Annotated in this window: 13 protein-coding genes; 10 read left to right on the plus strand and 3 right to left on the minus strand. The window is 38.0% G+C overall.

Annotation, left to right across the window (positions count from 1 at the left end):
• The first annotated feature begins 165 nt into the window (after positions 1-165).
• Complete coding sequence (locus ACSQ6I_RS03350) at positions 166-939, plus strand: endonuclease/exonuclease/phosphatase family protein (protein WP_438888883.1); 774 nt, start codon at positions 166-168, stop codon at positions 937-939.
• A 13-nt stretch (positions 940-952) separates the two neighbouring features.
• Here ACSQ6I_RS03350 and ACSQ6I_RS03355 read toward each other — a convergent pair whose 3' ends face one another.
• The 3 genes from ACSQ6I_RS03355 to pdxA all read right to left on the minus strand — a co-directional run bounded on the left by ACSQ6I_RS03355 (position 953) and on the right by pdxA (position 2704).
• Positions 953-1249 (minus strand): helix-turn-helix domain-containing transcriptional regulator, encoded by a 297-nt coding sequence (locus tag ACSQ6I_RS03355; RefSeq protein WP_438889001.1) that lies wholly within the window; start codon positions 1247-1249, stop codon positions 953-955.
• Positions 1242-1580: a type II toxin-antitoxin system RelE/ParE family toxin gene (locus ACSQ6I_RS03360; protein WP_438888884.1), complete on the minus strand. Its 339-nt coding sequence runs from the start codon at positions 1578-1580 to the stop codon at positions 1242-1244. The genes ACSQ6I_RS03355 and ACSQ6I_RS03360 overlap by 8 nt, the downstream gene beginning before the upstream one ends.
• 95 nt (positions 1581-1675) lie before the next feature.
• The gene (gene pdxA / locus ACSQ6I_RS03365) at positions 1676-2704 is read right to left on the minus strand and encodes a 4-hydroxythreonine-4-phosphate dehydrogenase PdxA (RefSeq protein ID WP_438888885.1); all 1029 of its coding nucleotides are present in this window, start codon (positions 2702-2704) and stop codon (positions 1676-1678) included.
• Between the two features lie 317 nt (positions 2705-3021).
• On the opposite strand from pdxA, the gene petM reads away from it, so the two are divergent.
• From petM to ACSQ6I_RS03410, 9 genes are all read left to right on the plus strand, one after another.
• A complete protein-coding gene (gene petM / locus ACSQ6I_RS03370; RefSeq protein WP_006199111.1) occupies positions 3022-3126 on the plus strand; it encodes a cytochrome b6-f complex subunit PetM in 105 nt (34 codons plus the stop codon).
• 183 nt (positions 3127-3309) lie between these two features.
• Complete coding sequence (locus ACSQ6I_RS03375) at positions 3310-4308, plus strand: SDR family oxidoreductase (protein ID WP_438888886.1); 999 nt, start codon at positions 3310-3312, stop codon at positions 4306-4308.
• Positions 4309-4391: 83 nt separating this feature from the next.
• Positions 4392-5309: an NAD(+) kinase gene (locus ACSQ6I_RS03380; RefSeq protein ID WP_438888887.1), complete on the plus strand. Its 918-nt coding sequence runs from the start codon at positions 4392-4394 to the stop codon at positions 5307-5309.
• 339 nt (positions 5310-5648) lie between these two features.
• Positions 5649-6335, plus strand: coding sequence for a response regulator transcription factor NblR (nblR, locus tag ACSQ6I_RS03385; protein ID WP_438888888.1), 687 nt, complete (start codon positions 5649-5651; stop codon positions 6333-6335).
• Between the two features lie 220 nt (positions 6336-6555).
• Positions 6556-9405, plus strand: a complete 2850-nt coding sequence (locus ACSQ6I_RS03390; protein WP_438888889.1) for a zinc-dependent metalloprotease — start codon at positions 6556-6558, stop codon at positions 9403-9405.
• A 103-nt stretch (positions 9406-9508) separates the two neighbouring features.
• Complete coding sequence (locus ACSQ6I_RS03395; protein WP_438888890.1) at positions 9509-10135, plus strand: alpha/beta hydrolase; 627 nt, start codon at positions 9509-9511, stop codon at positions 10133-10135.
• Between the two features lie 155 nt (positions 10136-10290).
• Positions 10291-10503, plus strand: coding sequence for a protein IsiD (gene isiD / locus ACSQ6I_RS03400; protein WP_015212616.1), 213 nt, complete (start codon positions 10291-10293; stop codon positions 10501-10503).
• Positions 10504-10727: 224 nt separating this feature from the next.
• On the plus strand, positions 10728-11864 hold the full coding sequence (locus ACSQ6I_RS03405; protein WP_438888892.1) for a DUF262 domain-containing protein: 1137 nt from the start codon (positions 10728-10730) through the stop codon (positions 11862-11864).
• On the plus strand, positions 11858-12958 hold the full coding sequence (locus tag ACSQ6I_RS03410; protein WP_438888893.1) for an AAA family ATPase: 1101 nt from the start codon (positions 11858-11860) through the stop codon (positions 12956-12958). The genes ACSQ6I_RS03405 and ACSQ6I_RS03410 overlap by 7 nt, the downstream gene beginning before the upstream one ends.
• Positions 12959-12969: the final 11 nt, after the last annotated feature.

Raw genomic sequence — 12969 nt, forward strand, 5'->3', positions numbered from 1 at the left:
AGTGAACTGGCGATGCTCTGATCTGGCCGAAGGGTCGAACTGCTCAACTACTGCGCTCAGTCGAACGATTTTTGTTTAAGTTTCCGTGATTCAGTTATTTTAGGACTAGAAAATATAGGCTGACTATATATATTCTTTTTAATATTGATTAAATTAAAGAAGTTCATGAAAATCACGGTAATGAGTTTTAACCTCCGCTACGATAAACCAGATCCGGGGGTGCGTCAGTGGGAAAAGCGTGTAGGTGCGATCGCATCTTTAATCCAACACTACCAACCGGATTTACTGGGGACACAGGAGGGGAAATCTCATCAACTGCTTGATTTACAAGCACTTTTACCCGAATATAAATTTATAGGGGGCGATCGCACTGGGACAGGACAAGGTGAACATTGTGCAGTTTTCTACAATCCCCAACGTCTCAAGCTTCAGCAAACCAAAGATTTTTACCTCAGCGATACCCCAGAAATTCCTGGTAGTATCACTTGGGGAACCCGTTTACCACGCATGGCCACTTGGGCTAATTTTGAAGTGAGTAATCCTGAAGTTTCTGTAACTATCGTCAATACCCATCTAGATCACGAAAGTGCTAAAGCCAGAGAGTTAGGTGCAGCGTTAATTAGTCAACGTTTAGCCGAATTTCCGTTAGAACACTACCTACTGCTAACAGGAGATTTTAACGCCAATCCTAATACTAAAGCGCGGCAGATTTTCCTCTCACCCCTAGCTAATGGTAAAAAATTACAAGATCCTTTAGCAACCCTTCCCTTAGAACAACAGAAAACCTTTCATGAGTTTACAGGTGAAGCTTGGGATGCCATAGATACTATATATTGCGATAGTTCTTTCCAGATAGAACAAGTCATTATTGACCCTCAACAGTGGGAAGGCGTTTGGCCTTCTGATCATTTTCCCGTGATTGTAAAATTAACTGTCTAGTAATTTAAATAATTCAAGCTGATTTAACGGTTACTCCTAACTGCAATCCTAAAGCATTCAACAAGGTACTTAAGCAATAAAATTCAATTTCTCCCTTCTCAGATAGCATCTGCGTTAGCTTTTCGTAACATTGCTGAACTGGTACTGAAAGTTTATCAATTCCACCTTGCGCCTCAATTACATTTTTGAGCGCCTTATTTAACATTTTAGGGTCGCCTTCTTCTATAACTACTTCAATATAAGCTGCTGCTTCTAGTGGATCTTGTAAGTCTTTAATTAGTTTTTCGTGATAACTTGTACTTTTAGGCATCATCTCGACTCCGATAATCTTCCCAATATTCTTTAGCTTTACGAATATCTTGGACTTGAGTGCTTTTATCACCACCACACAAAAGCAAAACAATTTTTGACCCTTCCTGTCCAAAGTATATCCGGTAGCCTAGTCCATAGTCGATTCTCAATTCAAAAACACCTTCGCCAACGGTCTTATAATCTCCCAAATTACCATCTTCAACTCTGTCAAGTCTAGCTCTAATTTTAGCTTTTGCTCTTCTATCTTTTAGAGAATCAAACCAACTATCAAAAGGATTTTTACCATTTACTTTGAGGTAATGTTTGATTTCTCTGGGCTGGATGTTCATGGTGTTTGGTATTTAAACTACACCTCACAACTTATATTTCTCTGGGTTAGATATTCAGGGTGGGTGAATTTAAACAACACACCACAACTTACACTTTAATACTTCTGTTTCACCAAATCCACTGCCAAATTAATCGCTGCTTTCATACTCGTTGCGTCAGCAATTCCTTTACCCGCAATATCAAAAGCTGTTCCATGATCTGGGGAAGTTCTGACAAACGGTAAACCAATAGTGGTATTTACAGCCCTGTCAAAAGCCATCAACTTCACCGGAATTAAGCCTTGGTCGTGATAAAGTGCCAAGTAAGCATCAGCGGGATTTTTGATGTCAGAATTACCATACCAAGCAATACCCGGTTTTACCCACATTGTATCTGGTGGTATTGGCCCTTCTAGCTGCATATTTGGATGCTTGCACCTTTCTGACTCTATCCAGGGAATTAGCCAATCTATTTCTTCTGTTCCTAGTTGTCCCATTTCACCGCTATGGGGATTTAAACCTGCGATCGCAATTCTCCCATTTTTAATCCCAAAATCTCTCTCTAAACACTCCACCAATAAATCAAGTTTCTGAGTTAATAATTGCGGTGTTAAAGTATCAGCTACTTGACGTAAAGGGATATGTGTGGTAGATAGTATTGCCCGGAGTGTCCAACCAGTAAAAGGCGATCGCCCGACAAATAACATTCCAAAACGGTCAACACCAGCCTTTTCGGCTAAAAGCTCCGTTTGTCCTGGATAATTATATCCCGCTGCCTTCCAAGCCGATTTAGCGATAGGTGCGGTCACAATACCATCGAACTCACCAGCCAAAGTTTGAGATATGGCAGATTCCATATAAGCAAAACTCGCCGCACCACTGGCCGCATCACCCACACCCGTAATAATTTCACCACCAGTAGGCACATCAATCACAGACAACTCAGATGGATTTGCCAAAGATGTCAAATTTTTAATTAAGTTCTCATAATTCTGGAATAGTAAATCCCGGCTACCCACCACCACCACATCACAGCCTTGACTAACTTCCGGATCTGCCAAAGCTTTCAAAATCACCTCTGTCCCAATTCCTGCGGGATCTCCCAGCGTCAATGCTAACCGTGGACGTTTATTGATTTGATACATAAAATTTCCATGTCACATTATTATTAATTTTGCATAAATAATCCGTGACATTAACCTTGCTTAAATTATTATTACCCATCAACAATTATTTTCCCCCAGGTCTATACACCTGAGTATCGTTGGGCTACACCACCATAGCTGCTAAACTGGTCTAGAATTATTCTCAAAGGTCTAATCCAAAAGTAGCGATCGCAGTGCTGGGATTAGACCTAGTTAGCCTAAGTAGTCAGACTAGCAAAAATGAGATTTGATTCATCAAGTCAAATTAAGCAGTCTCATAAACAAACCATTCACTTCACAAAGGAGAATCACAGCAAATGGGCGGCGAAATCTTAAATGCAGCTTTATTGTCTTTCGGCTTAATCTTCGTAGGTTGGGCTTTAGGCGCATTATTGCTAAAAATTCAAGGCGCAGAAGAATAGGCAGGGAGCAGGGGAGCAGGGAGCAGGGGAGAGAATAATATATTACTTCCTGACTCCTGACTCCTGACTCCTGACTCCTGACTCCTGCCTCCTGCCTTCATTAAAAATATGTAAAGTTTTATTTATTATAGATAATTCTGTTAAGATTCTTTTCATAAAACATTAAAATTTATAATGACCCTCATGACATTATTAATCGTCGGTGCCACTGGCACCTTAGGAAGACAAGTGGCTCGTCGTGCTATCGATGAGGGATATAAAGTACGCTGTTTAGTCCGCAGTAACAAAAAAGCTGCATTCCTGAGAGAATGGGGCGCAGAACTCGTCAGAGGAGACTTGTGTTATCCCCAGACTCTAGAAGCAGCATTAGCAGGTGTCACCGCAGTCATTGATGCTTCTACATCTCGTCCCACAGACTCACTAACTATTAAACAGGTAGATTGGGATGGCAAGGTAGCATTAATTCAAGCTGCCAAAGCTGCCAATGTAGAGCGTTTTATCTTCTTTTCCATTCTCGATGCCGAAAAATACCCCAAAGTACCGCTCATGGAAATTAAGCGGTGTACAGAATTATTTTTAGCTGAATCCGGCTTGAACTACACCGTTTTACGGTTAGCTGGTTTTATGCAAGGGTTAATTGGTCAATATGGCATTCCCATTTTGGAAAATCAACCAGTGTGGGTAACAGGTGCATCTTCACCAGTTGCTTATATGGATACTCAAGATATTGCTAAATTTGCTATCCGAGCTTTAAGCGTGCCAGAAACCCAAAATCAAGCTTTCCCTGTAGTTGGTACTCGTGCTTGGAGTGCAGAAGAAATAATTAACATATGCGAACGCTTATCTGGGAAAGATGCCAGAGTCACACGGATGCCAATTGGCTTACTCCGTAGTGTACAGAGTTTACTGCGGTTCTTTCAGTGGGGATGGAATGTTGCTGACAGACTAGCCTTTACAGAAGTCTTAGCCAGTGGTAGACCATTAAATGCGCCAATGGATGAAGTATATACAGTATTTGGCTTAGACAAACAACAAACAGCTACTGTAGAAACCTACCTGCAAGAGTACTTCAGCCGAATTATGAAAAAGCTGAAGGAGTTAGACTACGAGAAAACCAAAAACAAAAAGCAAAAAGATAAAAAAACCCCTTTTAAACAGTCTTCAAAAGTTAATAGTCAATAAAATTCCAGACTAATGACTACATTAGCCAAAAATGTGTAACGATTACTAGAGATCAAGCGTCGCCTAAACTTGGATATTTGAGTGTGCCGAAAGCAGGCATTATCTACAACGACATTAAACCGATAGCGTGTCGAGTCGCTATTGAACTGAAAGATCAGCTAACCGCAGCTGGTTGGGATGTGTGTGTAACAACGAGCATCGGTGGTATATTGGGCTACTGTAATCCAGATAGTCCTGTATGCCACACCCCAATAGAAGGTCTAAATCCCCCTGGGTTTGACTCAGACATGGAGTTTGCAGTGGTGCTGGGGGGAGACGGCACTGTTTTAGCAGCATCGCGTCAAGTTGCCCCCTGTGGTATCCCACTATTGACAGTGAATACTGGTCATATGGGATTTTTGACAGAAGCTTATCTTAACCAATTGCCCCAAGCAATAGAACAGGTAATGACAGGTAAGTATGAAATCGAAGAACGAGTCATGCTAACTGTCAAAGTTCTCCGGGGAGATTCGGTATTATGGGAAGCTCTTTGCTTAAATGAAATGGTGCTACATCGGGAACCATTGACATCAATGTGCCATTTTGAAATCGAAATTGGTCATCATGCAGCAGTGGATATTGCCGCCGATGGTGTGATAGTTTCTACCCCAACAGGTTCAACTGCTTATGCCTTAAGCGCCGGTGGACCTGTGATTACTCCTGGTGTACCAGTGTTGCAGCTAGTACCAATTTGTCCCCATTCCCTAGCTTCTAGGGCTTTGGTGTTTCCCGATAGTGAACCAGTTAATATCTATCCAGTCAACATCCCTAGGTTGGTGATGGTGGTAGATGGCAATGGTGGATGTTATGTTCTACCAGAAGATCGGGTATATTTAGAGCGATCGCCATACAGTGCCAAATTCATTCGCTTACAATCACCAGAATTTTTCCGCATTTTACGGGAAAAATTAGGTTGGGGTCTACCACATATTGCTAAACCCAATTCTGTAGAACTGCCTTAATTATCAAAGGGTTGTAGGGGGTAAATTGTTTCTTTCCAGAATTGCTGGTTAGGGAATTGTATTTGGAATGAGTAATTAAAATTGCACCTTGGAAATGTCGATGATTGATATCTAAACGTGTTAAAACATCGTTGATACCAGATTGATATAAGTAGCATGGTTGAATTTTTTGTCACAGGTTCATAGGTAATAATTTTTCCCCAATCACTAATTACCTCAAATCCCAACCTGGGATAGCAAAATTCTCAATTCAGACTTGTACCAACTTCAAAAACTCTTAAATTACATTTCCAGCGCCATACAATCCCCAATTCCAAATCCAATATCCCAAAAATTAATATGATAGTTGCTCACAATCCCTGTGTTCTGGTGATTGAACCCGATGATAGTCTAGCCAATCAACTGGCTTTTGATTTGCAAGAAGCTGGCTATGAGGCAGTTGTGGCTAATGATGCAGCTGGTGGATTGCAAAACTGCCGCGAAGTCAGTCCTGCTTTAATTGTTGTAGACCGGATGCTGACAGGAGAATCAGGACTTTCTTTGTGCAAAAATCTCCGTACTATCGGTAATCGCGCCCCGATCTTGATTTTAATGGCAAGAGATACAGTTGATGATCGTGTAGCTTGTCTCGAAGCCGGTGCAGATGATTACATCCTCAAACCTTATCGCTCGGAAGATTTTTTGAAACTGATTCGTTTATATCTCAAACCAGATGTTGATACTAACGAACAATTGCGCTTTGGCGATCTAGTTTTAGATATTGGTACCCGTCGCGCTATCCATAATGGTAGAGCGATCGACCTGACAATGAAGGAATTTGAATTATTAAAGTTTTTTATGGAACATCCCCGTGAGGTATTAACCCGCGAACAAATTTTAGAAAATGTTTGGGGTTATGACTTTATGGGTGAGTCAAATGTAATTGAAGTATATATTCGCTACTTGCGCCTAAAAATCGAAGAAGATGGTCAAAAGCGCCTCATTCAAACAGTTAGAGGTGTAGGATACGTGTTACGAGAATCCTGAAAGCAACAGGTCTAAGTACCCCAACAGAATTAATTACATATTGTTTTCCCATTCCCCATTCCCGTTCGACTGACGCTCACGGCAGAAGCCTATTCCCTGTTCCCTGATTTGATGATTAACTAGTACAACAGGGCAGAAATAACTAGAAAGTATCCACAAAAAGTAGATTTTATCAGCATTGCTGCCGGATTCTGCGAGAAATAGTTATTGGGGATGTAGGATGAACAAAATAACTTTTTATATCGTTTTGTTACAAAGCTTGTTTTTAGGAATGGGGAGTAGTAACGCTCAGTCACTACCAATCAATCGACTTAAACCGGGGACAGAAGTAGGAGTCAAGGTAGGAAAGGCGACTGAAAGCATATTACCATCATCACAACTATGGGTAATTGATCAGGATAAACAAGTACAAAAACAACCTTTTATTTGGGTAGTTCAAGACTCACATAAAGCCAGACAGCAACCATTTCTGCAAGCTGCTAAAACTCCCAAAAAACCAGGAAGCATCACTAAACCATCTCCAGAGAATGGGTTAGAATCGTTTGATGAAGTAGTGAAAGATAGTCAAAAGCTAGAAGGGCTATTTACTCTCTATCGCCAAAAAGAGAAAAATAAAATATATTTAGAAATTAAGCCAGAGCAACTACAAAAAAACTTCTTAGCTACAGCCACGTTGGAATCTGGTATTGGCGAAAAGGGTATTTATAGTGGTATGCCATTGCAAGATTTTTTGTTTTATTTCCAACGAGTAGACAAGAATTTACATTTTGTAGTTCGTAATGTTAATTTTCGTACTCGTCAAGGAGATCCCCAAGCGCGATCGCTTGCTCGTTCTTTTAGTGACTCTGTTCTCTACACTATTCCCATTAAAAGCATTAATTCTGAACGCAAAACTATCCTTATTGATTTAGGTGATTTGTTGCTGACAGACTTGGCTGGATTATCTGCAAGTTTAGAATTAACTTCTAACTCAGATAAAACTTATTTTGGTAATGCTAAAGCTTTTCCCCACAATCTAGAAATTGAATCAATTTTTAACTTTTCTAATAATAGTGGTAGCAAAAATGAAAGTGCTAATTTTGAGGTTTTACCTGATAATCGGGGCTTTACTCTGCGGGTTCACTATAGCCTTTCCCAACTACCTAATAATTACTATATACCCAGATTAGCAGATGATCGGGTGGGATATTTTCTCACTGCCCATCAAGATTTATCTATAGATGATCGTCATGATCCTTTTGTGCGTTACATTAATCGCTGGAATTTAGAAAAACAAGATCCTACAGCAGCAATTTCTCTACCTAAAAAGCCGATTGTTTTCTGGATTGATAACGCCGTACCGTTTGAATATCGTGATGCTATTAAAGAAGGCGTATTAATGTGGAATCAAGCCTTTTTGAAAGCAGGATTTAAAGATGCAATTGAAGTCCGACAAATGCCCGATAATCCTACATGGGATGCTGCGGATATTCGTTACAATACAATTCGCTGGATTAATACAATAGATGGATATTTTGCAATGGGTCCATCTCGTGTTAATCCATTAACTGGAGAAATTTTAGATGCAGATATTATCGTTGATGCGAGTTTTGTGCGGGTATTAAAAAACGAGTATCGTCAAATTGTTTTACCCAACAAAACACAAACTCGTACTTCCTTGTCAGCATTGATAGAAAATGGACTACTTTGTGGAAAAAGTGATAAAACTACCAAGGGATTAAGGGGTAATTTATCCAAACTAGCAGGAGAGTATGATTTATGCTACGGAATAGAAGCTGCTAACCAATTTGCTTTTGGTTCTTTAGCAATGTCTCTGTTACCAAATATTACTCCTACTAAACAACAGGTGCAGGATTATATCCATCAATATTTACGTTTAATTATTGCTCATGAAGTTGGTCATACTTTAGGTCTGCGTCATAATTTTCGTGGTAGTACTCTCTTACCACCAGAGGAAATGAATAATCGTGGAATCACCCGCAGTAAAGGCTTAACAGCCTCAGTGATGGATTATGTTCCACCAAATATAGCCCCTCATGGTACTCAACAAGGAGATTATTTCCCTGATATGGTGGGAAGCTATGATCAATGGGCAATTCAGTATGGTTATACTCCTACTCTAGCCAAAACTCCCATTGCAGAAAAACCATTTTTAGAACAAATTGCTAAACAATCCGAAAACCCAGATTTGAGTTATTCTCCAGATGAGGATGTATCTAGTATTGACCCTACATCTGCTCCTTGGGATAATAGTAGTAATGTGCTAATTTATTCACAATGGCAGTTGAATAATTCTCGTTTAATGTGGGAAAAATTAAATAAAGGTTATTCAATTGAGGGAGATAGTTACAGCGATTTAAGCGAAAAATTTATCACCATATTTGGTAATTATTTACAGCAATTATACTATACAAGTAAATACATTGGAGGACAGTCTTTTTACCGTGTTCATCCTGGAGAAAGCAAAAGACGCTTACCATTTGTATCAGTACCTGTAGAGCAACAAAGACAGGCATTAGCAACTCTGCAAGAGTATGTATTTGCTGAAGATGCACTGAAATTTTCACCAGAACTACTCAATAAATTGGCACCTTCCCGTTGGTACCATTGGGGTAGTAATCCGAAGATGGGACGTTTAGATTATCCAGTACATGATTTAGTATTGTTTGTGCAGAGTGCAGTGTTGAGTGATTTACTTTCAAGCGATCGCTTATCACGTCTTAAGGATATTGAACTCAAAAGCGCAAAAGGAGAAGCACTGGCTTTACCTGAGTTATTTGATACCTTACAAACTGGGATTTGGACAGAAGTTTTAAAACCGAAAGGTAAATTGGAAATTTCCAGTTTACGAAGGGGTTTACAACGACAATATGTGAACTTCTTAACAGCGATGGTATTAAGGAAGGTGGATGTACCAGAAGATGGTCGCACATTAGCTTGGTATAAACTCAAACAATTAGATCAGCAACTCCGGCGAGTGAAGTCTGATGATGAATATACTAAAGCTCATTTACTAGAAACCCGCGATCGCATCGAAAAAACTTTAAATGCACCATTGCAGGGAAATTAATAATCACTATTCCCTTACCAGCTAACAGTTTCATCTCGATACAATGAATAGACGGTAGGGGTTTCCTCCTGCCTCCTTAATCAATCATATTGCGTTATAAATCATGACTCAAGCATTAGATTTCATCAAATTTTCCCCCAAAATAGAGCCAGCACCCACCGCTTTAATTGTCACCTTACATGGTTGGGGTGCAAATGCTCAGGATGTTGAAGGTTTAGTCCCTTATATCAACTTACCTGATTATGAATTTTTACTTCCCAATGCGCCTTATCCATATCCTCATTCTCCCACCGGTAGAGCGTGGTATGACTTGCGAGATGAAAATATGTATGCAGGATTGATAGAAAGTCGGCAATTATTAATAGATTGGTTGCAATCTTTAGAGAGTAATACAGGTGTGCCGTTATCGCGGACTATTTTGAGTGGGTTTTCTCAAGGTGGAGCGATGACTTTAGATGTCGGATTAACCTTACCCTTGGCTGGTTTAGTGGTAATGAGTGGATATTTACATCCTGGCGTAGAAACTCTGAATAAAACTAGCTTTCCACCCACATTAATCATGCATGGCAGACAAGATCAAGTTGTACCTTTAGAAGCTGCAATCAAGGCTAGAGAAGTAGCCCAATCCCTGGGAGTGGAAGTAGAATATCATGAATTTGACATGGGGCATGAAATTAATTTACAAATGTTAGAGGTACTACGAACTTTTGTGATCAAGACAATTAGTTAGCTAAAGTTACAAATATTTTACAAATTGGGTGAGAAATCAGCCAAATTTTTACAATTTTGTTGCCCACTAATGAGTAATATAGATTGGGTGGAAGCTTTTATTGCAAATCCACCTCAAGCTGAATGCGAGTGCTGCAAAAGGGAGGGGCAAGCATTATGACAACTCTAAGCATTTCCAGAAAAGATATTGCTGCTATGACAGCAACAGAAGTACAAGATTTGGCTACACGTCTGGAATTGGATAATTACAGCAATGCTTTTGAGGGTTTAAATGATTGGCATCTACTGCGAGCAATCGCGTTTCAGCGTCCAGAATTAGTTGAACCCTTTATCCACCTTTTAGATTTAGAAGCCTACGACGAAGCCTAGCGATTTGAAGTAAAAATTTAGGGGTTAATCAGGGTTTGCTATCGCTAAACCCTGATTTTGCACGTATTAGACAACTTATATGCTCTTACCTTGAGCAGCAAGTCTAATCAAACTGTTACTAACATATCGTTGATAATTCTATTCAACCAACGCCTAAATAATTTCTTTGGTATCATTATTCATGATATCCAATTTTGTCTAAGTTTTTAGGAGTGTTTGTCATAATGGTAACAAATAAACTCAATAATCAACAGATGGAATTACTAGATCAAGAAGATGATGTAAATGATGATTTTAATTTTGAACAAGAAGATGAGGATGAAAATTTAGAACCATTTGATCCAACAAAAATTAGGGTTAAAACTAAACCCATGACAATGGATCTGTTACTTAAAAGAATTGAATATGATGAAATTGACCTAGCTCCTGATTTTCAGCGACAATCTGATATTTGGACACTTAAAGCGAAAAGTCGCTTAATTGAATCTCTTTTAATTCGGATTCCACTTCCAGCTTTTTATATAGATGCTACTAATGATGATAAATGGATAATTATAGATGGTTTACAAAGAATTAGTACATTCAAAAGTTTTATTCTAGATAAAGCTCTTAAATTAACTGGATTACAATTTCTAACAGATTTAGAAAAAAATAAGTATGATGATTTACCTCGTCATTATCAAAGACGAATAGATGAAACAGAATTAACAGTTTATTTAATTGAACCTGGAACTCCTTCAGAAGTAAAATATAATATTTTTGAAAGAGTTAACACCGGAGGATTACCTCTTAATCCTCAAGAACTTCGTCAAGCAATGAACCCTGGACAAGCTATAAAGATTCTAAAAAAACTAGCTAATTTACCAGAATTTGAAAGAGTAACAAATTTAAGTAAAAAGAAAAAACAACGTATGGATGACCATGAATTTATACTTGGTTTTATAGCTTTTACTTTAAATAATTATGAAGAATATCCAGTACGCAAAGGTCGCAAATATTTTTTACATGAAGCCATGAAACAATTAAATAAGATAGATTCTAATTTGACAGATAAAATAGTAAATAATTTTACTATAGCAATGAAGACAGCTGATAATATTTTTGGAGATTCCGCTTTTCGTAAATCTCAGAAATCACCTGTCAATAAATCTCTTTTTGAAGCATGGTCAGTTAGTTTCAGTAAATTAAATTCGCAAGAAATTGATATATTGATTAATCACAAAGAACTTTTAAAAGAAAAGTTCATCGAAAAAATGCAAAAGGATAATGATTTCAATAAATCTATATCTCAAGCTGCTAGTAAAGTTAAATATCGATTTGAACAAATTAATCAAATAGTTCAAGAGGTCTTATTATGCTAAGTTCTTTAAATTTAAAAAATTTTAAACCATTTGAAAATCAGTCTTTTTCTTTAAAACCATTAACACTACTTGCTGGATTAAATAGCACCGGTAAATCTTCTTTACTTCAATCTCTATTACTACTTCGTCAATCCTCTCAACAGGATGATCTATTAGATAGGGTAGGTTTAGCACTAAATGGTGATTTAGTTTCTATAGGTACAGCCCAAGATGCTCTATTTAAGAGAGCAAAAGAAGATTCAATGACTTTGGAAATTGGAATAAATAATAATATGAAAGGTACTTGGGTTTTCAATTATGATCGTCAAGCAGATATAATGCAAGTATCTTCATTATCAAATGCTGATGCAGAAATTTATAATTCAAGTCTTTTTACAGATAATTTTCATTACTTAAAAGCAGAAAGAATAGCACCTAGAAATTATTTCCCAATGTCTGACTTTCAAGTTAAACAACATCAACAACTTGGAAGTCAAGGTGAATTTACTATTCACTTTTTATCTATCAATGAATTTAAAATAATCCCTCATCATCAACTATTACATCCATCAGCACAGTCTGACAATTTAAAAAATCAAGTTGAGGCTTGGTTAGGAGAAATTAGTCCAGGAACAAGAGTTGATCTCGAACTCCATTCCACAATGGATTTAGCAAATTTACAGTATTCTTATGAAGACAATAATTCTTATCGTTCAAGTAATGTAGGGTTTGGTATTACTTATATTTTACCAATTCTTGTTGCTATATTATCTGCGACTTCAGATACATTAATTTTGTTAGAAAATCCAGAAGCACACCTTCATCCTAAAGGACAATCTAAGATGGGACAATTAATTGCTTTAGCCGCAAATTGTGGTGTTCAAATAATATTAGAAACTCATAGTGATCATGTTCTCAATGGTATCCGTAAAGCAGTACGTCATCATAAACTTGATGCTCAAAAAGTACAAATTAACTACTTTGAAAGATATCTAGAAAAAGGACAACCTATCACAGAAATTATTACTCCTCGAATTTATCCCGATGGAGGAATTGATAAGTGGCCAGACGGTTTTTTTGATCAAGCTGAAAAAGATTTAATGGATTTACTATAAATAGGGTTCTA

The sequence above is a fragment of the Anabaena sp. WFMT genome (assembly GCF_051781005.1).
In the GTDB taxonomy this organism is placed as follows: domain Bacteria; phylum Cyanobacteriota; class Cyanobacteriia; order Cyanobacteriales; family Nostocaceae; genus Anabaena.